This window comes from Devosia sp. Root685 (assembly GCF_001427875.1).
Classification (GTDB): Bacteria; Pseudomonadota; Alphaproteobacteria; order Rhizobiales; family Devosiaceae; genus Devosia.
This window is the reverse complement of the sequence record NZ_LMHK01000002.1, coordinates 915,728-939,256: the sequence shown is the minus strand read 5'-3', so window position 1 is coordinate 939,256 and position 23,529 is coordinate 915,728. Positions and strand designations below refer to the sequence as shown.

Genomic DNA, 23,529 nt, shown 5'->3' with positions numbered 1-23,529 from the left:
GCGGTGGGGAATGCGCCTGGCGCGAACGAATGAGGAGACATGAGCGCCTCGATTAGGCCGATCAAGCTGCCGCAATCGTCGCGTTTCGGAACGTTCGTCTGCAGGTGGAGAGGTCAACGGAGAATCGGCCAGGTCTAGCCGCGTGAGTAGGTCAGTTGAGCTTGCCGGATGCGCCCTCGTCCAGCAGGTCTCCCCCCGTGACGGCGGGCCCTAGTGCCGGATCAGGGCGCCAAGTACCTTTCCACCCAAGCGCGTGCCAGCCTGGAGTATGGAGCACGCGGTTCCGTAAGTTCCCGGATCTTTTCCCGTGTCTCGTTGGCATACCTGCGGAGCTTCGTTGCGATCCGCTCATCGATCGCAATGTCGGAAGCAAGTCGCGAGGCTAGATCCGGTGAAGCGGTCGGGCGCTCTGCCCTACGCCGGTCATTCCGGACTTCGAGCTCTATCGCCGCCTCCAAGAGGTTGATCGAGAGGGCCAGCAGGAATTCCAGGTCGCGCATGACCCTGGTTCGGGCCTGAACCAGCCCCAAGCGGTTCAGCCCGTAGACCTGGACGGAAACCATTCCCTTGGCGCTAACGTGTGAAGCCGCCGCTTTGGATACGAGGCTTTCGTGGTCGGCAATGGGGTCGGGCAAGGGCGCCACTCCACCGATGTCGAGCGATTTGGGATAAACAATGCTAATCAGGTGGTCGCGGTCGACATGAAAGACGAGATGGTCGTCTGGGTCATCACGGGTTGGATCCAGAAGCAGGCGGTCTTCAGCATTGACGTCGTCCCCAGGGCCGGCCGCGCGATGGCTTCCGGCCAGGGGGAAAATGCTTTGCTTCCCCATCAGGATGCTCTTGGACCGATCGAAATCGCCGGTTTCGAGGAGGGTGGGGCGCCCGTCCTTGCTCGGCTTTGGCGCCTTCTGGTTTCTTCGGCGGTTGCAGTCGATGCAGCTGGGCAGCAGATTTTCCCAGTTCATGGCAAGCCACCAATATCCACGGTGCCCAGCGACGCCATCGACCTCTCCCTTCGGCCGGTAGTGTTCGACGTCGACTGGATGGACGCCTGCGTAAAAGCTCTCGCAATAGGCGCACTTGCCGTGGAAAAGTTGCTCGAGAGCGTCCTTTACAGTTGCCTCCTTGTATCTCGTGAAGTCGTAGGCCGTGGCAGCATCCGGTCCTGCCATGTGTTCGGTCACGAGCTGTAGTTCGGTCTTGCCGTCCGAGGGACGGCCCTTGTGGAGATTGGGTGGCGTCTTCACAGTGCTACGATTGGCCTTGATCACTCCAGGATCTCCCGAAGGAAGTCCGCGACTTCCGCCTTCGCCCGGGTTCGGGCCAAGTTCGCGCTTGCGGAATCCATGGCCCGACGGTTCGCCAGGTATTCGGCGACCGCTTCCTGAACGAGTTGCGTCACCTCGTTGCGTCCATATGGCAAGGCATCCGCGATCTGCGATCGAAAGCGTTCGAGGTCTGCACGTTCCGCGGGGCTCAATTCGCGTTCGTCTCGCTTTTCGGCAAGCAGTTTCGCCACCCTTGCGAATGTCTCCTCCGTTCGCCGGTCGTCGGTCGAATAGAGCTGGAAGAGCTCCGAGGTCAGCAGCTGCTCTATAGTGAAATTCTCGATGTCGTCGAATTCCGTGATCCGTTCCACGACCTCCGGCATGGTGCGATCCTGATCGGGCGCCGCGTTCTGGTAGCGATTGAGCATCATCACTTCGCCTTTGCCCATGCCACGCACGCAGAGCGGATCATGAGAGGTGATGATGAATGTCACCTGCGGAAGGGCGGCCCGAAGGCCAGCGATGATCTGGAGTTTCCAGCGCGGATGGAGATGGGCCTCGATTTCGTCGACGAGAACGATGGCGGCGCTTTCGCGGGCAGCGCGGGCGCGGGTGGTCTTACCTCCGCTTCTCTGCTGGCTTTCCATCAGACCCTGGAAGATGTCGCAGACCAGGGCAAGGACGGCTCGATATCCGGAGGAAGCAGCGTCAAGGCGCTGTCGCAGGACGTATGTCGTACCGTCCGCACGGGTCCGGTTTATGTTGATGTAGCAGCGTGATTTTCCACCTTCCTTGGCAACCTCGATATCCCGGAATTCTCCTTCGATCTGGATGATGTGTCTCAAGGCGCTTGCCACTTCGTCGAGATCCTTCGGGTCTCGCCTGTGGAGTTCAACGAGCCAAGGCTCGGGGTTTGACACCGCCCGGTCGTTCTTGAACAGCGTGTCTACATGGCGCAATTCGTCCGACCGTTTCTTGTCACCGTAGAGGCGATGCGCGCCATAGGCGAAAACCTGGGGGCGGGCCCGTGAGCCAAGGTCGATGAAGGAATTGCCTTCGATGGAGATTTCGAGTCGACCGTCGTCCAGATCAAGGATGACGTTGCTTTCCCTTGGCTCGTGTCGCCTCCCCTGCGCTCCCATGTAGTCCGGATTAAGGGTCAGCTTCCTTGGGGCGGGGATGAGCGCGCGTCTCGTTGCCTCTTCTATCGAGGCCAACGCGATCGCCTCGAGGATACTGCTTTTGCCAGTGGAGTTTTCGCCCAGAATGAGTAGGCAGGGCGTCTTTGCCATTTCCGTGTAGTCTGTGGTTGTCGCAACCGGCGTCGCCTTCGGCATGTCGAACTCGATGAACTCCAGCGATTTGAAGTTGCGTATTCGAACGCGGTTGAGCGGGGATTCGGTTCTCGGTGCCTTCACGCGTTCGGCAGGCGCGACCTCGATGCCGGCATCCTGCGTTTTCAACCGTTCGACTGCTTCGGCGAATTGCTCTCGGAACCGCGGGCCCTGAGCCGCCTCCCTCCATACCCTGCCAATTCTTGCCGCTGGTACAGGGGGGCGTCCCATTGCATCGGCCAACCGCTTCTGAAGCAGAAAGATGGAGCCGCCGAATTCGGCGTCGCGCAAGGGTTGGGTGGGACTTCCCATCGATATACGGTCAAGTTCAGCCTGAAGTGCGATTGCTCGCCGTTCTACCAGCTGGCGGCGGTTGAGATCGAAACGTTCGACGGTTTCCCGACTCCGGGGCCCTTTACCGACAAGTATTCCATCAAGTCGAATTCCGAAGGCACTCGAGCTTACCGAGCGTTCTCCGGGACTGAGAAGGATCGGCCGCTCGTTGAACTTCAGGCGAGCGCGCGGGTCGAGGAGCATCGGAGAAGGCTTGGCTTCCCGAACAATTCCCTCCACCGGGAACATCGATTTCGTCGATTGACGACAGTCTTGGCAGATGGGGAACAAGTTCTCCCAGCTGAACGCCAGCCACAGGTAGCTGTCCTTGTCATCGGACTGTGTTCTTGGCTCTGCATAGGCAGGGGGGCGAAACCTATAGGGTTGGAGAACCAACCCTTGTTGCTCGCAAAATGCGCACTTCCCATGGGAAAGGTTCGTCAGTGCCTGAAGAACGTCTTCATCGAACGGACGCTTCCAGACCGTAGGGACATCCGTCTGGCTACGACGCTTGTCGTCGAGCTCGAAGTATCTTCGGATCTGGTCCAGTGGTTCACGCAAGGCGTCCTGGTCGAGCGAGCGCGGGAACGTGGTGCCCCGGCGAGCATTGTCGAAAAAGAACATCCCTGTCCCTCATCCCTCGGTAGATCGGCGCGGCGCGCGGTCGGTGGCCGCCATCAGCCGAATGGTTGAATCGACTGCGGGCACGGTTCCTTCGACAACAGTTTCCACGGGCGTGCAACCGAGCCTGTCCTGGGCCGCCGTGCCGATATCCGCCAGCGCCGAGGCGAACGGCGCGAGTACGGTCTCGCGCCATGGTGCCGGGTTCTCGTACGACCTCGGCTCATATTCCCCTAGTATCGCGGCATACGTCAGCGCGTCGGGATCGGCGCCGTCGGGTCTGGAGGCATGGCTGGTCGCAAAGCCTCGAAGAGTGGTTTCGAGTTCCGGCAATAGGGATAGCGCCCGGCGCCAGCGATGTTCGTCGAAATCGAACTGGCTCGTCAGGGTAGTTCCCGCCTGCCGACCGTATTCGACGAGGTTCTCGATCGTGCCTTTGGACATGGTCAGGTTCAGGCCTCCCTCCTTCTCGGGATCAAGCCGAACTTCGACGATGCGCTCGGCGTATCCGGGCAACAACGACTGCAAGGTATCCTGCCATTCGCGCGCGGTTTGCAGGATGCTCCCCGCGAAATCGCCTAACCCGACGATAGGCGCAATCGGCAGGTCGGTGCTTTGGCGCCATCGCTTCGGCAGGAAGACCCGTATCTCGCGGTGACGGGCGGCGTTCCAATCCGTAAGCGTGATACCGAATGTCGGCCGCCGCGGGAGGAAGGTGTCGAAAAAGTGGATCGGGAAATTGCTCGAAATACCGCCGTCCGAAAAAAGGCAGCGGCGCACCCTACCGCGATCACCGCCCTCGGCAGGCAATTGATCGTCGAAGCGGTAGAGCGGTACCGCGCGGATGAGTCCCGGAAAGCTGAGGCTCATACGCGCAACGAGAATGACAGGGAACTCCGCCCCGACCTTCAACTGGAAGAGGTCCGGCGGACTGGCTCCGGATAATGGCTCCTGCCCCTCCACGAGATAGTCGATCACCCGCTTGGGGAACAGCAATTCGAACTCGGCCTTGCTGAAGAAGTGGTGCCTGCTCTTGAGAGGGAGCTCGTAAGGTCGTCGTGACGACAGATCGGTTGTCACCGCAGCGACCCGGACTCCCTTTGCCTCTAGTTCTCCCACCGTTAGGGGAGTGCCGCTCGGATCCCTACCCGCGACCACATCGATCTTGTCGGCAAGCCACTCGGTGAGAGCCGCAGTGGGTGAGGCGGAATCTTTTGCAAAGCCCGGCTGGGACAAACCCGAGCAGATGCCGAAGTCGTGCCGGGGCAGCGTCTGCAGGACTGTCCTCCCGAGTGACCACGCGAGGGAACCGAACAGCATGAGCGTTCCTAGGAGAGTGCCCAGGGCCATGAGAGCCCAGTTTTCGGTCGGGGCGGCAAAGACGACAAGCATGACAGTAACGGCAGCCGGGACGGCGAAGTGCCACGGAAAGACTCTCGCCACCGTCCTGGCGACCCGCCAAGCACGATGCTTCTTCTCGGCCCCCAGGAGTTCGATTCCGATCGCGAACACTCCCGCCAGCGGGGGGGAAGGTTGGAACAGCCCTAGCAGGTCTTCGCCCAATTCCTTCGCTATGGCCGCGGTGGCGTCGAAGCCGGAGAAATCGTCGATCCCAGGCGAGGACTGACGCCGATACTCAGCCGCCGCAGCGACGGCCGCGGCGATAGCCCCGGCGGACGTCCCGCCTACGTTTCGCAGACGATACTTGCGCGCCACCTCGACGATGGCCTGCGGATAAACGACGCCGGACGTGACGCCGCCTTTGAGAACAAGATCACACTCCAGCAAGTGAATTCTCCCCCAATCTGGCCGAACCGAAGTTTTACGATGCCGCTTGTTTCCCGAGCGGATTGAGATCGGCCCACAGGTATGGAAGGACCTATCCAAGCAGAAGTTCTTCCCGTGCACTTCCAAGTAACGCGATGCCTGATTACGCGGCTTCGTGGAGGAAAAGGCAATCCTATATTGGGCGGGAGCATCGAGGAAAAATCGGCCTCGGCAAATCACTCCTTTTATGGATCGTTGACGGAACTGAACTACAGGCTTCCCGTCGCCCGTCCTGATCACGATTTCCCACCGTTAGGAACTCCTTCACACGAAGCACCCACGCTGACCTGGCGCGATCCGTACTGCGTACGCGCGATTCAATCGCATCGGTTGTTGGGGCACCCATGGACATCGCTTTGATCGCGGTCATTCTTGCCGTGTGTGCCGTTCTCCTGCTTGTTGCAGTACCGATCGTCAGCTTTTGGCGCCGCCGCCGTAGCCACTGGTAAGGCAGTACGGGGCTACTGAGTTTCGCTCGTATTCAGGAAACCGATCTTCCTCAGGGCCTCCCCGAACTCTTCAGGCGAATCGAGAAACGCGTCGAACCCACGGTCCCAAATCGCCGACTCTCCGTCCGTCGCCAGTGTCCAGCCCGTGCCGAACTTGGTTCCTCCGGCATAGCCCCTGGCGTTAATCCGGAACTCGTGCAGCATCGCCGTCTCGCGCCGGCCCCATTCATGGGCGCTGGCTCTGAGGAATGGCTGATCCCACTTGTCGATCAGCACGATCGGCGGGGCTCCTCCCTTCCTGCGTGCAGCCGATATCCACGAATTGAGGTGGAGGTCACCCATCCCGTATCCGACCATGACCAGCAGGTCGGCCGACATCACGTCCCGCGCGAAAGATGCGTAGTAGTGGGACATCGGGCTGCGTTGCAGACGGGACAGCTTGTCCAAGCCGGTAATGACTGCCGTCCTCATGTATCCCGTGCCGTCCATGCGGGATACATCGCTGCCGTGGAATCCTGCATTACGCCTTGCCTCGTCCCTCTCGTCATACCAATACAAGTCGCCTAAGTCGGCATCCCAGTTCACGGTCGGGGCAAACCCCAAATGTACCGAACCGTGCAAGTGAAAGACGCAGTCGTCATCGCCGCGGCCCCATATCCTCGCGGGGTCGACCATTTTCGGGCCGGAGGCGCGTGAGGCAGGAAAGCCCGTAAAAAGGTCCGGCGCAGACTGGAGAATGAAGTCGTCGTAGTTCGTGGTGTAGACGCGTGTGACGTAGTTTTCGCGCAGGCCGCGCAAGAAACCGCCCAACGGCGCAAGCCTGGACGGGGCGATTTCACAGCACTCCGACAGCTTTCCGTAAATGGCATCGACGATCCCGTCGCAAAGAATCCGGCAGGCCTCGGCGTCCAGGCCTGCCGTCCTTTTAAGGAAGGGCGCAAGGAGCGGCCGATACTGGTCCACGGCATTGTCGCCCGGTGTCTCCATCGCCGACAGTTCGTGCGCCACGTGATAGATCTGCTCGAAGTTGGCGCCTTTCGGATGCTTGAGATATCGCGAAAGGGTTTCAGCGATCTGCCGATAAGCCTCCACGGCACCGCTGCTCTTCATCCACTCGCGTGCTTTAAGCCGGTGCCCGATGTCGTCGGTGAGCTGCCATGTGGACGGCGCCCCGTATCCGATCGAGGCGCCTGCGCCGACCAAGAGGAGCACCCGGCGAGTCCGTAGCGGCTTTTCCTTCACGTTCAAGATAATGCCCCTGAAGCACAAGTGTTTCCGAGGCCAATATAGGTAGCCCAGATATTCCCGCCACCGGTTGCCCCCCATCGATTTTCGGCGGGCCGGAGGTCACCGGATCGGTTTCGAATCTCGTCTCTTTCAGACAGCCCGGACACTTTGCCATGCGGGAGGCATCTGTGGAATATCAATGAGAAGGACTATCGGTCGCCTGCTGAGCATGTTGTTCTGGTTGCGCGATCGTATGCGGCGGTCGATCCATTTCGGAGCGCGAGGTTGTTCCCGGTTTCATTATTGATCGGCTGTACGGAATGATCTTCGGTACGCTGCATCCAAACATTTTCATGCTGTTCGCGGGCGAGAACCGCAGGCTCTACGAAGAAGTCCTTCTTCGTATCTACGACGACTGCTTCGGTTCTGACCTGCTTTTTCCTACCAGGAACGAACTCGTCGGCATCGCCTATGACGTGCTGGCATCCCATCCGGAACTCTGGCACGACGAAGGGAACCTCGTCACCCTCGATCAGGTGTCGTCCCGGGGGCGCAGGCTGCGTACCCGCAAACGCGCCGAGGTGGACAGGGAGGCTACGCAAGAGGCCATGGTGCGGGCCCGCCACATCTACGCCCGACTGGTTGACACGGGCTGGCTGGAAGAATCCCGCTATGGCATGCGCGTGACCGTCGACATGCCGTCCTCGGCCATGCGTCTTGCGGACTTTCTCTCTACCCTACGGCAAGGAGGCTCCGAACAGCTTGGCGGACTGATCGTCGAAGTGCGGAACGCCCTCGACGCCGTCAGGGTGAGCGCCGCCCACAACGCCCTGGGATTGCACAAGGCCGCCAAGGATGCGGTGGGTTTCGGTCGCTATCTGCGCAGCGTTCTTTCCTCCCTACGCGAGATCGAGAGGCATGTGCTTGCCAGCAACGACTTGAGCGAGCGTCTACAACACTTCTTCGAGGATTTCGTGGACCGTATCCTGCTCAAGGACTACGCGGCGATTTCGACCACCGCGCACCCGTACCGCTTTCGCTATGCCATCCTCGACTCCATTCAACGCCTCGAGGATTCTCCTGTGGACATCGATAGTCTCGCCGCGGCCTACTCGGATTCCGGCATCGCCGCAGGACGCGATGGCGCACGTGACCTGGTGTTCGACGACCTTTACCGCATACGTCGCGTACTGGGGCAGATAGACGAGGCCTTCCTGCGCATCCAGCAGCAAAGGGCGAGACTGGAGGTGCGGTTGCGCAACACCGTCCGCTACGCCGGACGGCGCGCCGATGCTTTCCTCAGGTTGAGCGAGAAACTCGCGATCGACCTCGACCGTCTGATCGAGCACCGCAAGGGGGTACGGAGAGATCTGTCGGTTCCGGGGTTCCTGCAGCCGGTGGTCGGCCCATATTCCGCGGGGCTACTGGCGAGACCGCGGGGCGATCGACCGGTCGTTGATACGGAATCGGTCACTGTGGCAGAGCCCGAGCCTATCCATCTCCTGCGTCGGCAGCTCGAGCGCGACTATCTGGACCGGATAACCATCGTGCCTGAAAAGGTGCTTTCCTTCCTCGATATCCGGGTCTCGGAATCGGTGGTTTTCGCCCGCGATCTGGGCATCGCGGATCTCGACGATTTCCTCGCTTTCGAGGCCTTGCGACGAGCGGCCCGCGGCATGCTGAACGGTCAGTATCCCGATGCGCTGTCGCGGCGGTTGAAGGGGGTCTACGAATTCCGGGCGATCCCGGAAAGCAGGGTCGACAACGATTGGCTTGACTGCGAGGATTTTTCCATCCGCCGGATCGGGACGCTCGGGATGACGGAGGTAGCACGTGCTGGCTGAATTCAGGGATCTCGAAGCGCGGGACCCCCGGGTCATGGACCGCGTCACGCAGACCATACACCATCTGCTGCGGCATCAGTTCCTGCACACCGAGGACCGTGGATCTCCGCCCATGCTCGAGATCCTGAGGCGTCCTGCGGTGGTCGCGCCGATCGAGCGCTTCTTCGATACTGCCGGCTATCGTCTCGTTATCCGCGAGAGCGAGGGGTGGGCCGGGATATTTCCCGATGTCGAGCGGGTCGGCCATCCCCGTATGAGCGTCAACGAGACGATGGTGCTGCTGGTACTCGCGCGGCAGTGGCAGGAAGGCGTTCAGGACGGCAATGTCGGCGACTACGGCAGCGTCCTGACGACGCTCAACGAGGCATATGACGGGTATACCGATCTTGTGTCCCGATCCCGTCGCCAGGCTTTGCGAGTGGAGGATTTCCGAGACGCCGTCCAGGACCTCGGGCGGAGGGCAGTCGTGAAGCTGCACGTCTTCGACGACGAGGGGCAGGACCAGGAGCTGGTTATCCGTCCCATCGTCAGCCTGCTCGCGGGCGAAGAGTTCCTGGTTTCGCTCGGGGCCTTCCTCGGCCAGAATCCGGTGCCCGCCGACGATCGGACAGGACCGGAAGAAACAGTGGAGGAGGAGCGATGATCCAGCTCACCGGTATCTCCCTAGTGCACTGGCACCTGTTCTCGGTGGCGGACATCGCCTTTTCCGGCAACACCGCCGTGCTCGGCAAGAACGCGACCGGAAAGTCCACGCTCATAGACTTGATCCAGGCCGTGATGACCGGCGGCTCCGCCTCGTTCTATAAGTTCAACCGTTCCGCAGGCGAGGGTGGCGGGCGATCCGACCGTACCCTGCGCAGCTATTGCCTGGGGCAAACCGATCAGGGCGTCTCCCTGCGCCGGCAAGGCGTGAGCCATCTCGTTCTCAACTTCGGTGGCGCAGGTCTCGAGCGCCCGATCGCGTTGGGTCTGTGCATAGAGGTGGCGGAGAACGAGGATGTCGCCCGCGTCGTCGGTCGATATGTCGCCACCGGCGTGTCCATCGACTCGACGATGTTCCTCGACCGCGAAGGTGATCAAACCCGCCCCTCGTCCTGGCCGACGTTAAAGGGGAGGTTGGAAACGGAATGCAGGGCTTCCGGTGGCGAACTGTTCGAGCACCAATCAACCTCGGCCCCTAAGTTCATCCGCGAATACATGCGTGTCCTGTTCACCGGCAGACGTGTCCCGGAACCCGAGCGGTTCATCAAGGCCTTCATCATGGCGTTGTCTTTCGAGGACATGCGGTCGGTGGAAGACTTCGTCTGCAACTACCTGCTCCAACGCGACGACGTCGATATCGCGGAACTCAGGGGGTCAGTCCAGCGCTACCAACAGATCCAGGCCGATATCGCCGAATTGGACCGGAAACTGGCTGCGCTTGTGCCCATTCGAGAAGAGATCGAGCGACTGGCCTCCCTGCTGGAGCAGGAGGACACTGCCGAATGCATGCGCCGGCTCGCCGAGTTGCTCGACGTTGCCAAGGAACACTACCGCCTTCTGGGCCTGAGGCGAAGGAAGGCCGACGAGAAAAGACGTCTCGACGACGAGATGGCCCGCCTCGGCGAGGAGGTGATATCCTGCACGGCGGAACTCGAGAGCGTCAGGGCGCAGATCGCCACGAGCGGTGTCGAAGCCAAGCGGCATCAGCTCAAGACGGAAATCGACCTCGACACCGCCCAGCACGACAAGCTGGTCCTCCGCCTTCGCGAGCGGCATGCACCCGTCGCCGCCGCACTCAAGTTGCTCGACATCCGCGAGGCGATACAGTCTTTGGGCCTCGGACTCGGAGGCCTGCTGGACGATCTCCTGCGCATCAGGGAAGAGGGGGCCGGATTGGTCCCGCCCGCATGGCCCCGGAACCCCGGCCTGATGGAGCAGCTGGTCGCTTCGGCGGCGGCAACCGCCATCGACCGCCTGGACAGGGTGGCGGCAAAGCGCGACGACACCGTCGCGCTGCGCGTCGAGAGCGCCCGTCGGGCTGCCGAACTGGGAACCCGCCTCGCCGAGAGCCGAAAGGGGCGCCTCTCGCTCAACCGTAGTGTGACTGGCCTCATGGAAGTGCTGCGCGAGCGTGGCATGCAGCCGAGGGCCGTATCCCAGGTGCTCGACCTGTCGGACGAGCGCTGGCGGCTGGCTGCCGAGGCACTGCTCGGCAAGGATCGCGAGACCATCATCGTCGATCCCGAACATGCCGAGGAAGCGGTCACCCTGCTCCGGCGATCGAGGTCGGAATTCCCGGGCTGCAGGATTGCCAACACCCGAAAGCTGCAACACTCATCCCACATGCCCCCGCCGGGTTCGTTGGCTTCGGTATTCACCGGCGACGACGCGATCGCCATGGCGTTCGTGACGTTCCGTCTCGGTACGGTCAGGCTGGCAGGGTCTCAGGCCGAACTGATGGCCGACGGACGCGCCGTGATGGCCGATGGCACCTACTACGATGGCCTCGTGGTCGAGATACGCAGTGCGGGAGAATTCAAGATCGGCAAGGTGGCCGCCAGCCTCATGGCGGGTGTGCTTGAAAAGGAGTTCGCCGACGAAAGCGCTGTAACGAGAGTGCATCAGGCGAACGAAAGCCTCTTGGTCGACGTACATTCGCGCCTCCAGCGGCTCGGCACAACGTTCGAAGAGGAGGACGCGCTGGAGCGGCTCGCCATCGCGCTTGCCGACATCGACGCGCGCCGCGACGAAGCCTGGGAGAGACTTGACCGGGTCGACAAGTTGGTGGATCCCGAACTCGACGCTTCCCGTCAACGGCTTGTCGCCAGGATCGCTGACCTGCGGGAGGAGAGGGAAACCAACCAGAAGGCTCTCGGTAGCCTGGAAACGGAATTGGGGCAGCTTGCCAGGATGCTGCACGGCGCGCAGGAGATGCGTGGCTCGTGGTGGTCCGTAAAGCACCGTCTGCGTCTGTTCAGGGAGCGCGTGAGGTCGGTTGCGCTCTTCAGTCGTCTACGTCCCAAATATCCCGAACTTCGTGGCGCCAAGGCAGATCTCGCCGTAGCCCGTGATCTCGAGGTTATCCTGAAGCGTCTAGCGAGCGAGCGCCAAGGCTCCGAGGCCGTCATTCGGGACAATGTCTCGGATTATCTCTACAAGTTCGGCGTGCAAAGACCCTTCGACGCGAACTCCAATATCTTCGGGCAGATCAAGCCGTGGCTGATACAGACGCTCGAGATACTCGAGGGCAACGACCTCGTCCGCTACCGGCGTCAGGCCGACGAGGCCGCCGAGCGGATCACCTTCTTTTTCCGCACTTCCTTCGTCCAGGAGATCAACAGCAGGTTCCGGGACCTCGAACGCGAGATCGACGACGTGAGGCTGGCTCTGCGCAGCAAGCAATTGCATGGCGAGGTCTATTCGCTTCATGCCCTCGTAAAACCCGAGTTCAGGCAGCTCTACGATCTGGCTCGCGCCAGCGAGACCGATGACAAGATCCTCTCCTTGCTCTTTTCGGACCAGGAGATGGATCCTCGCTACGCGGAGGTCGTGGGTCAGGTGGAACGCCTCCTCCGCGACGAGTCCTCGGGTTTCGAACGCTACCAGGACTACCGGAACTACTACACCTTCGAGTTGCGCATGCGGGACGTCGACAACGGTCACGAGACGACCTACGACCGGCGCCGCAACGTGGCCAGCGGGGCGGAGCGTCAGGTTCCCTTCTACGTGATCATCGGCGCCGCCCTGTCGAGCATCTACCACGGGACCCGCCGGACCGAGGACCTGAGGGGCTTGGGCCTGGCCGTGTTCGACGAGGCCTTCAGCAAGATGGACGGCCAGAACCAACGGACCATGCTGCAATTCTACAACGAGATCGGGCTGCAGGTGCTAATCGCCGCGCCGACGGAGAAGAGGGCCGTGGTCTACGAGAACCTCGACAGCGTCGTCGACGTCTACCGTTTCGGCAATGCCGCCGAGGCCGAGGTGTCCAAGCTGAAGCCGCGCGTCCGTGACGCCATGTGGGAAGCCAATCCCGACCATCTGACGGACGAGCAGTTGCTGCTCCGCCTGGCGGAAACGGTCAAAGACGCGGCCGACCTGCCGGGGGCCGACGAGGATGAGGCGGTTCACTGACATCGTCGCGCTGGTCGACGACTTGCTCTCCCGTGTCGAGGAGCGGGGCGAGGCACGAAGGCTACTGGCTTATCCAGGAGATTTCCGGAGCGTCGCCGAGGAGGACGCTTTCCTTGCGGGGCTACGATCGCTCGAGGTGGACGGTGCCCTCAGGGCGAAGCGGGCACGCGTCGACGGCGTGAATACCTTGGTTCATGTCACCTTGGGTGATCTCGACAAGCTGTATGCCTTCCGCAAACGGACGCCGGCAGCGGCGATGTCGCGGTCCGCACTACGGCCCGTCCGCGATATGCCGGAATTGCCGGATGCCGCTCCCACGGTCTTGGACGCCATCGAGGCGTCCTGGTCGCGGAACGTGGCGTGGTCCGGTCTCCGGCAAGGCGAAGTCGACGACCTCGTCGCCGCCATCAAGCTTGCCGCGGCCCTCGGTCGTCTGCGCGGACAGGCGGGTGAATTCGTTTCGGTGGACTACCGGACGTTCTCCCGGCGCAACACCGGCGACAGTAAGGCCCTGGAAAGGAGAACCCGGCTCGTCGTCGAACTATTCCGGCGATTCTTTCCCGAGATCGAGGCCGACCGCGGGCTGGAGGACGCGGACCTTCTCGCAAGCCTGGGGGTTGAGCGGTTCGCGCAGCCGCTGCTGCTTGGCGGCACCCTCGCCATCGACGGCGCGCCCCTACCCGCGACCCCGTTCTTCGGACTGCCTGCGGACCAGGTCCGGCGCCTCACCGTCGAAAAGGCCTCCTATGTGCTGCTGGTGGAGAACTACGCATCGTTCGTCAGGCATTGCCGCGAGGTGAATGGCCACTCGGGCGGATTGATCATCTATACCGGCGGCTTCCCCGCACGCGCGGTCTTGGGCGCCATCGTATCGCTAATCAGCCAGTCGGTATGCCCTGTCTTCCATTGGGGTGACATCGATCTCGGGGGGCTCAGGATATTTGCCCATCTCGAACGTAGCCTCGCCGGCGTCGGTATAACCCTCCTTCCTCATCTCATGGATCCGGCGGTGCTCGACAAGCATGGAAGCTCCGCCGATAGAAGCATGACGCCGCTGCCCGCCCATCTGACGACGAGCTTGATCGGGCCGTTGTGGACCTTCATGGCGGGCCTGACCCGACCGGTCGAACTGGAACAGGAAGAACTGGATCCGGCCATGCCCGGGCAAGCCGATGCAGCCGCTTGAGGGACCGGCGGCAGCGACCGTGTCTGGTTTTTGTCACAATGGAAGCGATGTGCCACCCTCGGGGGACCGCCGCTTCGGCCCGGATTGCTACATTCCTCCCGAGTTTGTAGCAAGATATCGAGATTCCAACGGCTTGGACCATCCAAGCTGCAACGACCCTGCGTCGGTGCATCGATAGGTGAAAGCAGAATGGCGAGAAACGCCGCGTTCTTGAAAGCCGACGCTACACTGGCATGGCTGGGGCAGTTCGCACCCGAGGACCAGCCGGATGCGATCGAACTCCTGGGACATATGGGATTGGTCACCCGCGACGCGTTCGCCGAACGGCTACTCGGTCTGATCCTGGGCCGTTTGGCAGAGGGTGACGGGCCGATCGGACTTTATGCCGAAAGGGAGGTGCCGAAGCGCAAGGGCGTACCGCACAGGCTTTTCAAAGAGGAAGCTTCACCACCTCGGCGCGCACACGGTGTCGGTCCTCAACCTGTCCGCCCCGAGCTCCCCTGGAAGCCCGCTGTCGGCAGCGAAGGTATCGTGGCGCAAATGGTATCCGAGATCTGCAAGTCTTATCCGGTGCAGGTATATGACCATCCTGGGCCCAACCTGATCCGCGAGCATTCGATCAGGCGCTTCGTACTGGTCACGGACTTCATCGGTAGCGGCGACCGGGTCATGCGGTATCTCGGGGCGGCATGGCGCGTCCGGTCCGTGAGGAGTTGGTGGTCGAGCCGGTCGGTCAAGGGCATGGGCTTCGAGGTCGTCGCCTATGCCTCGACCAAAGGGGGACGGGAGCGGGTCGAGGGGCACGTGTCCAGTCCTTTGGTGTCGGTAGTCTCGGAATGCGTTTCCGTCACCGACATGCCGATGGCGCGGAAGCACCGGCTGAAGAGTCTCTGCACGAAGTACAATCCTGGGTCCGGCGATCCATTGGGGTACGGAGGCGTCGGCGCGCTTGTCGCTTTCGCCCACGGCGTGCCGAACAACGCGCCGGCGATCCTCCACGGTTCGTCATCGCAGTGGGCCCCCTTGTTCCGAAAGAGGGTGACTGCGGACACCCGCGACACCTTCGTGTCGGACGAGACCGACGTGGAGACGGTCAGGACACGGTTGCTGGACATGCGCCAATCCCGGCTCGCCTCTTCGCCCTGGCTGGAGAACGCGCCCCCGAAGGCCCGGGCCTGGTTGGCAGTTATGGCTGCCCTGTCCCGTCCGCCGCGGACCGAGCGGGTCATCTCCGGGAAGACCGGTCTGACGATCTTCGATGTGCGCAAGGCGCTGGCGGTCGCCTTGGGCCACGGCTGGATCACGGACCAGTACAGGCTCACCGATGTAGGCCGCGCCGAGTTGGATCACGCCCGAGGACCGGCGCCCGTATATACTGCCCTTCCCGACGACAAGGAGATACCATATCATCCGACCTCGTTGAGGGTTCCATTCGGACGTTCTAGTTGATGCCGGCCCCCCGCCGGCACCTGCATCCAGCCGCCGTGCTGTTTGCTCGGGGCGCAGATTCTGCAGCTCTTTGGTCTAGCTCGCGCTTGAGGCCAAGGCATCTCCCACATCGTCCGCCTGACGGCGGCGCAGGGCGTAGCCTTCCTCGATGCGGGAGATGTCTCACCTTTTCGGTGTCTAAGTAGATGACTCGGTGGAACCCTCAGCAATTCAAGCGCGACGCAGAGAGGGCAGGTCTCGATCCCGCCGTCACCGCAAACGCGATCAGGACCGCACGTCTGGTGACCTCGGTCGACCCTGACCTGCCGCCGGTGCTGACGCTTCGGCATCTGGCAGCGCTCACCCGGTCCGACTACCTCATGATGCGGGGCATCGCGATGAGGTCGCAGAACGAACATTACCGCCTCTTTCGTATCAGGAAGAAGCCGGCGCATGACGGCGAAAAGCGCTTCAGGGTCATTGCAGTGCCCGAACCGGGACTCATGCGGGCGCAGCGCTGGATCGCACAGCGGATACTGGCCCGAATCCGGCCCCATGGCGCCAGCGTTGCTTTCTCCAAGGGCGACAAGCTCGTCGAGGCCGCGCGACCCCACTGCGGGGCGCGGTGGCTGATCAAACTGGACGTCAGCAATTTCTTCGAGTCGATCAACGAGACCGCGGTCTACCGCGTCTTCCGTTCGCTCGGCTACCAACCACTCGTGTGCATGGAGATGGCGAGGCTATGTACACGCCTCGGCACCACTACCCATTATAGGTCGCGCCCGCGTTGGCTGCTGACACGGGAAAGGTCGACCATCGAGGTCTATTCGAGGCGCAGGATGGGGCACCTTCCCCAAGGAGCCCCGACAAGTCCCATGCTCGCCAACCTGGCGGTCCGGCTGTTCGACGAAGCGATCCAGGAGCTTGCCGACGCCAATGATCTTGCCTTCACGCGGTACGCCGACGACATCGCGCTTTCCAGCCAAGACGCGAAGTTCGGCCGGGACCGCTGCGCCGCGGTGATCGGCAAGGTCTACGCCAAGATGGGCGAGTTCGGTCTGTCTCCCAATGCAACCAAGACGCGTGTCGCGTCGCCGGGGGCGCGCAAGGTCGTACTCGGACTGCTGGTGGACGGCGACGAGCCAAGGCTTCCCAGGGACTTCCGGGCGAACATGAGGCGGCATCTGCACTACCTGTGCGTGCCCGGCGCGGACATAGCCGTTCATGCGGCGGCGCGAGGATTCGACTCGATCAGCGGCATGAAGAACCATGTCTTCGGCCTGGCGATGTTCGCCCGCCAGATCGAACGGGACTACGGCGACGAGTGTCTTTCCAAGCTGAATGCCGTTGCATGGCCACGCTAGGCGACGGGCGATTCACTCGGACACGCGACTGGTACACAACGGTCTGAAAGCTCGGTCAAAAACCCATGTTTTGCTGGCGTTTTGAAACTTAGCGTGAGAGTCCCTCTCTCTCCGCTATATGTAATGCTTTCCATGGAAATCTGACCAAAGCTGATGGTCGGCTATCGCCCCCTTCTTGCCGTGTTCGAATCCCTGCGAACCTGAACCGGAGCCGACAGCGGCCGGTCAAGCGCCCCAGACAGCCGTCACGCCGTTTTACCGGCGCGGCGTCTTTCACAGGGTGAACTTCCAAGGTTCCGCCCCGTCAATACTCGGCTACCTGGATCGAAAAGCCTTAAGTGTTTGAATTTCCATCACCTAATCTGTAACCGCAGTCTTAGGCTGAAAAGTACTCCTGCGTTGCAATCTTAACCTGAATTTCGTCGCGGTGTTAAAATGACAAGCCCCTTAAACTGGGACCAGCGCGTCGCAGTCTTTCACGGGCCGGACACGCGTATTGCCGACGTCCATGAATAGCCGCTGCAAGAAACGCTGGTGGCTATCCTGTTGGCAGGGTTGTCGCGCTGAGCGCCGCAAAAGTCAGGTCAAACCGCGCCAGGTATTTGCGTAGCCGGTCAGCATCATTGGCTTTGACCTTCTCAAGGCGCGAAATGGCGAACAGCCTGCGCCCGGCATCACTGATGCTCTGGCTGCTCCGGCAAACACGGATTAGACTGGGAAGCAAATGCGCCTTGGCGCCAGAAGCGCAAGGCTGCCGCTTCTTAGCGATCGGGAGCCATTGCTCCCCGATCATTTCCGGTTGTGAACATCCAATCAAATCCTACCGCCTGAGGGCGAGAACCGTATTGCCCTCGGCATCCACCAGCTGCAGCCTGCCATCGGATGGGCTTTCAAAACGGACGATCTTTTCGAGGGCGGCCAGAAAGCGTTGTTCCTGTTCCATCAGCCCGGCGTCGCAGGCCATCATGGTCGAGCCGCCGGGCGACAGGGTCAGTCCCTCGCCGGTTAGCGTAAAACCGCCAAAGAAGCGGTTGCATGAGGCATTGCCATGCATGCTGCCGTCGAGATCGAAGGCAAGCGAGGTTTCTGATTTGGCGATAACCGGCTTTGCGTCGATCTCCTCGGCCTTCCAGTCCCCGGCCAGCAGGCTCAGGGGATCGCCGCCGCAACCGACAAGCGCCCGTTCGCCCGATGTCACCACCACGGCCTTGGGAAAGGGCATGCCGGACATCGTATCGGTACACATCTTGTCGATGGCCACCAGCGTCACCGTCTTGTCGCCGGCCGCACCGGAATAGACCTCGATACTCTCGGCGCGCACCGGCTCCGGCACGGGCTCGATGACAAAGGCTTCGCCCTCCATGGTGGAAAAGCTGATCGCGGTGTCGCTCATCTCGACTTGCCAGCCCGGCTCATTGCCGCGCGCGGTCCAGTTGGCGGCCTCGGCCGCGCCGGTCAACAGCAGCGGCGCCAGAGCAAACAGCAAGCCGGCTCCGAAAAAATGATGAAATCCGTTCGTCATGGATGAAACTCCCGAAAATCAGATGGATGGAAACCGGGGCCGGACAGAGCCCGGCCCCTGGGATCATTCGACGATCTGGTCGCCGCCTTCGGGCGTCGCGCTGTCGAAGAGGAAAGAAAGAATAATCATCCCTTCCTCGCAGGTGGCGTCGGTGCGGCGGGCCAGCACCTCGCCGCTATGGGCCGCAGTGTATTCAGCGACGATTTCGCCAAAAGTATTGCGCTGGATCGCCACCTTCTGCCCCGCCTCGACCGCCTCCTTCAGGTCGACCAGCAATTCGACGAAGCCGCCATGGGTGGTGATGACGGGCGACATGGCGTCGCCGACGACAACCCCGCTATCCTGCCCCGTCCGTCCGATCTCTCCGGCGATGATACCCTGGAGCTTCAGCACGTTCATCGTGCCTTCCACAAAGCGCGGGATCATCTCGTAGTCGAAAATGCGTGGGCGGCCGATTTCCGGGGTGAAGGCGGGAATGCCGACATCGATCAGGGCGTTGGTCAGAAGGCCGGGATAGGCAATGTTATCGAAAATATGGTCGATCGGATAAAGCTCGGCCATGGCGCGGACTTCGGGCAGGTCCATGCGCGCGAGGTGGAAAGCGGTGGCGTCCATGCCGGTGGCGGCGGTGTGGAAGTCGATGGCATAGTCGAGATTGTTGACCAGCAAACGGTTGAAGACGAGCGCAGCATGGCGCACCGGCGCGTCCGGGGCATTTTCATTGCCCGGAAACAGGCGGTTGAGGTCGATCAGGTCCATGCCGCGCGCCGAATTGTGCCAGCGGCGGGTCATGTCTTCGATCGCCGGCCGCGACAGGTCGAAAACGGCCAGCACGCTGCCCGACATTTCTGCCGGATCGAGTGCAGCCAGCACGGTCTGGATGGTGTGAATGGGGCTCATTTCGTCCCCGTGCACGCCGCTGATCAGGCCAAGCCGCTTGCCGGGCTTTTCCCCCTTGATCACGGCGACCGAAACATACCAATGCTGCCCGGTGGGCATCTGCACGCCCTGAAAATAGAAAAAATGCCGGCCCGGCTCGAGCGTCTCGATGTCGAGCGCCGAAATCACCTGCTTGCCGCTGATGATATCGCCGGTAAAAATCGTGCCGCCTTCGGCTTTGGGCGTAGCAGCATCCTGGGCCAAAGCCGGACCCGACATCAAGGCGGCCGCAGCGCCAACGGCCCCAATGGACGCGATCATGAAATCGCGGCGATCAAAACCCTCTTCGTGATCCCTCGTCATGCACTCTCTCCTCTTTAAAAACCGCGACACGGTTTTAGCTAATCCAAGAATGCGGGCGCGGGAAAGCATCGCCCGGGGCGGCTTTGCAAATAGGGACGGGGAGTAAAGCGGTGGGACGCCATGCACATCAAAAGCACCCCGCCCATTGGCTAAGATTGGCATGAGCAGGAATGGCTGCTCACCATTTGGAGGAGGGCGCTCTGATGAAAAGCTTTAATTTAAAACTACTTTTTGCAGCTGCCATATTAGTTGCGGGTTGCGGCTCTGCGACGGTGGCGCAGGATATTGCGCCCCTCGTCATGGTTCCTGATCATCCCGGCGGGGTGTCGGTCAATGGCTGCTTCCGCGCCAATGAAACGCTCTTCGGTCCCTATCGGGTGACCTTCTGTTTCGATCGGCGCGGTTCCTTCCAGGTCCGGGGGGGCGGCACCAGTTGCGATGGCCGCATGGACTGGCACACTTCGGGGCGCGATATTTTCATGGACCTGCACCGCACCTCCTGCGGTCGCCGGCAAGCCTGGGAAGCAGCCTCGGTCGATTGCCGCCCGCTCGGGTTCCTGGGCAATCTCGGCCGCGTCATCGTCGGCGATACCCCCCGCATCAGAACGCTGCGCTGCACCTATCATCCTACCGTTCCCGGCGTTTCCCGCCGAAATTTCACGGCAACGCGGATCTAGGACGGCCGGGGGGCACGATGACCGAAGCGATCGATAGTCCTGCCACCAGCATTCCCAATTACGCGTTTTCTACCGCCGCGGTGGAGGCGGAACATCAGTTCGAAGCCTGGCTCTCGATCATGCGACCGCTGGTGGCCATGGAACCACGCAGTCCACGCGACAAGGGTTTTCCGGCCCAGTCGCTCGCCTGGGATCTGGGGGCCTTGGCCTTGACCCATACGGTCATGCCCGCCCTCGATTTTCGTCGCGATACCCCGCGCCTCCGGGCGGATTCGGTGGATCACTGGCTTCTGGTCGCGCCAAAGCGTGGTGTCATGAGTTCGGAGGCCGGGAACAAGGCCGGCGCCGGGCTCTGTTATGTACGGTCCATGCACCGCGTCAGTGCCGGTTGGACCACCGATTTCGATGCGGTCGCCCTGGTGGTGCCGCGCGATTTCTGTCCGGCCGGGGCGCGGGGGCTCGATGTCCTCCACGAACGGCACGTCGCTTCCCAGCTTGGCGGCCTTCTGGCCGATTATCTGCATTCGCTGGCGCGGCAATTGCCGCAGCTCGGCCCCGAACATCTGCCCGCCGTCGTGGCGGCCACGCGGGCCATGCTCGTTGCCTGCACAGCGCCGGGCAGGGATACGCTGGCCGAGGCCATGCCGGCCCTGCAGGCGACACAGATGGAGCGCGCCAAGCTGTTCATCCGCCAGAACCTGCTTTCTCCCCGCCTCGGCGTCAGGGATATCTGCCGCCAATTGGGCATGTCGAGAACAGCGCTCTATCGCCTCTTCGAGCAATTGGGCGGTGTCATGCACTATATCCGAGTGGCCCGGCTGCAGGATGCGCACCGGGCTCTCTCCTCGGGCACCGATATGCGTCCGATATACGAGATCGCCGCCGAACGCGGTTTTCTCGAGCCTTCGGAATTCAGCCGCGCCTTCAAGCGCCATTTTGGCTATAGCCCGAGCGAAGCGCGCCACGAAACCCACTTGCCGGCGCCCCGCAGACCGAGCCTTAAAAACCTGACGGCCCCCAGTCTTGGCGAGTTTGTCGGGTCGCTCCGCTAGGCCTTGCCGGCAAGCTTTATCACCCGCCAGCCCGTCACCCCGATAAGTAGGGTCATGAGGGGGCTGGCGATGTTGAACAGGCAAAAGGGCAGATAGACCAGCGTCGGCACGCCGAGCACCGCCGCCATATAGGCGCCGCAGGAATTCCATGGGATCAGTGGCGAGGTGACGCTGCCGCCATCGGCAACGGCACGGGAGAGATTGCTCGAAGCCAGCCCGCGCTTCTTGAACTCGCCGCTGAAAATCCGCGCCGGCAGCACCACGGCCACATATTGATCGCCCGCCACGACATTGAGCCCGAAGGCCGAGCCGACGACCGTGGCGATCAATGCGCCGGTGGTTTTGGCCCGCGCGATGAGCGGGGTCACGAGTTTGAGCAGCAGCCCGAATTCGTCGAGCAAGGACCCAAAGACCAGTGCTCCGAGAATGAGCCAGATGGTGGGGAGCATGCTCGCCATGCCGCCGCGCGAGAGGAGGCCATCCACTTGTTCGATGCCCGAGCGTGCCTCAAAACCCGTCGCCATCACCTGCCAGCCGGCTTTTATATGCGCCACGATCTGGGGCAGATCGGGGGCGTCGATAAAGCGTAGCACCGCCTCGGACTGGAGGACGGGCGCCAGAAAGGCGGCGGAAAGCGCCGAGGCGGCAATGGCGAGCGATGCCGGCACTTTCAAAATCGAGAGTGCGACGAGCAGAACCACCGGCAGCAAGGTCCAGGGCGAGATTTGGAAAAGCTGCGAAAGCGCAGAGAGCTCGGAATCGATCAGCGCGTCGCTCGCCCCGGCCGTGCCATCGAAGGCGCCGAAGATGACGAAGCCGATAAGTGCGATGAGAAGGGCAGGGCCGGAGCTCCAGGCCTGGGCTCGCAAATGGGTATGGATGGGCGTGTCCGTCAGTTGCGCGGCAAGGATCGCGGTTTCCGACAGCGGGGACATTTTTTCCCCCACATAGGCTCCGGAAATCACGGCGCCCGCTGTGATCGGGGCGGAGACGCCCACCATGACGGAAAGGCCGACAAGACCGACGCCGATGGTCCCCGCCGTGGTCCAGGAACTGCCGATACCGAAGGAAATGGCGGCGCAGATGAGGAACGCCGCCGGATAGAACCAGTCCGGGTCGACGACCGTGATGCCATAATAGACCAGGGTCGGGATGGTGCCGGCCATGTTCCACGCGCCGATCAGCGCGCCGATGGCAAAGAGGATGAAGATGGCGCTGACGACCGAGGATACGCCCTTGCGCCCGGCCGCCGCGACCTCCTCCCAGCTATGGCCATTTTTGAGCACGATGAGGGCGGCGGTGAGCGCTGAAAAGATCAGCGCCACCTGCAGCGGTCCGGCCATGGCGTCGTTGCCGAAGAGATAGACCGCCGCCGAAATCAGCACGGCCAGCACGACGAGCGGAATCAGCGCGTCTAAAAGCGAAGGCTCCTGGATCGTTCGGGGCGGCGCGGACGGCTCCATGTCAGACCCTCGCCAGCCTTTCCTTGGCCGCGCCCCAGCTGCGGATGATCTGGATCAGGCCGAAGAGGGCGACGAGGCCGCCGCCGATCTGCATCAGCAGCAGCGCCCCGGTCATCGGCAGGGCAATGAGCAGGGCGCCGAGCACAATATAGATGGCGGCGCCCGCCACCGAGGTCCAGACGGGCGGAAAATTCTTGCGATAGCGAACGAGGATGAAGACTTCGGTGAGCCCCACGGCAATCGCGCCGAGCCCGATCACCCATGAGAGGATTTCCGCGGTCAGCATGCCGGCAAGGAAGGGACTGAGCAGCAGCATCAGGCCCGCCAGCGCTGCCAGACCCCCGCGCACGAGGCTCAGCCAGAAGGGCCAGCTCGATTCGATGCCATAGTTCTGGCTCGCGAGGGCCCCCAATATACCATCGACCAGCAGCACCGTGCCGCCCACCACCACCACGACTTTGAGCGCATAGTCGGGGAGGAACACGGCGACGAGCCCGCCGATCAGCAGAAGCGCGCCGCGCAACAGGCTGAATGTCACTGCCCAACGCTTGGAAGACGTCGCCATTTTTTTCT

The 23,529-nt window shown here is 62.0% G+C and carries 16 protein-coding genes; 8 read left to right on the top strand and 8 right to left on the bottom strand.

Going from position 1 to position 23,529, the window contains the following annotated elements:
* Positions 1-221 precede the first annotated feature (221 nt).
* The 4 genes from ASD83_RS12835 to ASD83_RS12820 all read right to left on the bottom strand — a co-directional run bounded on the left by ASD83_RS12835 (position 222) and on the right by ASD83_RS12820 (position 7,077).
* A complete protein-coding gene (locus ASD83_RS12835; protein ID WP_056311435.1) occupies positions 222-1,274 on the bottom strand; it encodes a hypothetical protein in 1,053 nt (350 codons plus the stop codon).
* On the bottom strand, positions 1,271-3,562 hold the full coding sequence (locus ASD83_RS12830; RefSeq protein WP_056311433.1) for an AAA family ATPase: 2,292 nt from the start codon (positions 3,560-3,562) through the stop codon (positions 1,271-1,273). The genes ASD83_RS12835 and ASD83_RS12830 overlap by 4 nt, the downstream gene beginning before the upstream one ends.
* Positions 3,563-3,571: 9 nt before the next feature.
* Positions 3,572-5,347 carry a patatin-like phospholipase family protein gene (locus ASD83_RS12825; RefSeq protein ID WP_056311431.1) on the bottom strand — a complete coding sequence of 592 codons (1,776 nt, stop codon included), beginning with the start codon at positions 5,345-5,347 and terminating at the stop codon, positions 3,572-3,574.
* A 500-nt stretch (positions 5,348-5,847) separates the two neighbouring features.
* Complete coding sequence (locus ASD83_RS12820) at positions 5,848-7,077, bottom strand: SIR2 family protein (protein ID WP_244489199.1); 1,230 nt, start codon at positions 7,075-7,077, stop codon at positions 5,848-5,850.
* Positions 7,078-7,382: 305 nt separating this feature from the next.
* On the opposite strand from ASD83_RS12820, the gene ASD83_RS12815 reads away from it, so the two are divergent.
* From ASD83_RS12815 to ASD83_RS12790, 6 genes are all read left to right on the top strand, one after another.
* Positions 7,383-8,906 (top strand): Wadjet anti-phage system protein JetA family protein, encoded by a 1,524-nt coding sequence (locus ASD83_RS12815; RefSeq protein WP_056311427.1) that lies wholly within the window; start codon positions 7,383-7,385, stop codon positions 8,904-8,906.
* Complete coding sequence (locus ASD83_RS12810; protein WP_056311426.1) at positions 8,896-9,549, top strand: DUF4194 domain-containing protein; 654 nt, start codon at positions 8,896-8,898, stop codon at positions 9,547-9,549. The genes ASD83_RS12815 and ASD83_RS12810 overlap by 11 nt, the downstream gene beginning before the upstream one ends.
* Entirely contained in the window at positions 9,546-13,022 is a 3,477-nt protein-coding gene (locus tag ASD83_RS12805; RefSeq protein ID WP_056311424.1) for an SbcC/MukB-like Walker B domain-containing protein, read from the top strand. The genes ASD83_RS12810 and ASD83_RS12805 overlap by 4 nt, the downstream gene beginning before the upstream one ends.
* Complete coding sequence (locus tag ASD83_RS12800) at positions 13,006-14,208, top strand: Wadjet anti-phage system protein JetD domain-containing protein (RefSeq protein WP_056311422.1); 1,203 nt, start codon at positions 13,006-13,008, stop codon at positions 14,206-14,208. The genes ASD83_RS12805 and ASD83_RS12800 overlap by 17 nt, the downstream gene beginning before the upstream one ends.
* Positions 14,209-14,397: 189 nt before the next feature.
* The gene (locus tag ASD83_RS12795) at positions 14,398-15,657 is read left to right on the top strand and encodes a hypothetical protein (RefSeq protein WP_056311420.1); all 1,260 of its coding nucleotides are present in this window, start codon (positions 14,398-14,400) and stop codon (positions 15,655-15,657) included.
* A 185-nt stretch (positions 15,658-15,842) separates the two neighbouring features.
* Positions 15,843-17,000, top strand: a complete 1,158-nt coding sequence (locus ASD83_RS12790) for a reverse transcriptase family protein (RefSeq protein ID WP_056311418.1) — start codon at positions 15,843-15,845, stop codon at positions 16,998-17,000.
* An 820-nt stretch (positions 17,001-17,820) separates the two neighbouring features.
* On the opposite strand, the gene ASD83_RS12780 is transcribed toward ASD83_RS12790, so the two are convergent.
* Together ASD83_RS12780 and ASD83_RS12775 are read right to left on the bottom strand one after the other, a co-directional pair.
* A complete protein-coding gene (locus ASD83_RS12780) occupies positions 17,821-18,522 on the bottom strand; it encodes an META domain-containing protein (protein ID WP_056311414.1) in 702 nt (233 codons plus the stop codon).
* A gap of 63 nt (positions 18,523-18,585) precedes the next feature.
* Positions 18,586-19,764 (bottom strand): succinylglutamate desuccinylase/aspartoacylase family protein, encoded by a 1,179-nt coding sequence (locus ASD83_RS12775; RefSeq protein WP_056311412.1) that lies wholly within the window; start codon positions 19,762-19,764, stop codon positions 18,586-18,588.
* 203 nt (positions 19,765-19,967) lie between these two features.
* Here ASD83_RS12775 and ASD83_RS12770 point away from each other — a divergent pair, with 203 nt between their 5' ends.
* Together ASD83_RS12770 and ASD83_RS12765 are read left to right on the top strand one after the other, a co-directional pair.
* Entirely contained in the window at positions 19,968-20,441 is a 474-nt protein-coding gene (locus ASD83_RS12770) for a hypothetical protein (RefSeq protein ID WP_156385940.1), read from the top strand.
* 17 nt (positions 20,442-20,458) lie between these two features.
* A complete protein-coding gene (locus tag ASD83_RS12765; RefSeq protein ID WP_056311407.1) occupies positions 20,459-21,493 on the top strand; it encodes a helix-turn-helix domain-containing protein in 1,035 nt (344 codons plus the stop codon).
* Here ASD83_RS12765 and ASD83_RS12760 read toward each other — a convergent pair.
* Together ASD83_RS12760 and ASD83_RS12755 are read right to left on the bottom strand one after the other, a co-directional pair.
* On the bottom strand, positions 21,490-22,956 hold the full coding sequence (locus ASD83_RS12760; protein ID WP_056311406.1) for a Na+/H+ antiporter NhaC family protein: 1,467 nt from the start codon (positions 22,954-22,956) through the stop codon (positions 21,490-21,492). The genes ASD83_RS12765 and ASD83_RS12760 overlap by 4 nt on opposite strands.
* Before the next feature lies 1 nt (position 22,957).
* Complete coding sequence (locus ASD83_RS12755) at positions 22,958-23,521, bottom strand: DUF308 domain-containing protein (RefSeq protein WP_162249162.1); 564 nt, start codon at positions 23,519-23,521, stop codon at positions 22,958-22,960.
* Positions 23,522-23,529 lie beyond the last annotated feature (8 nt).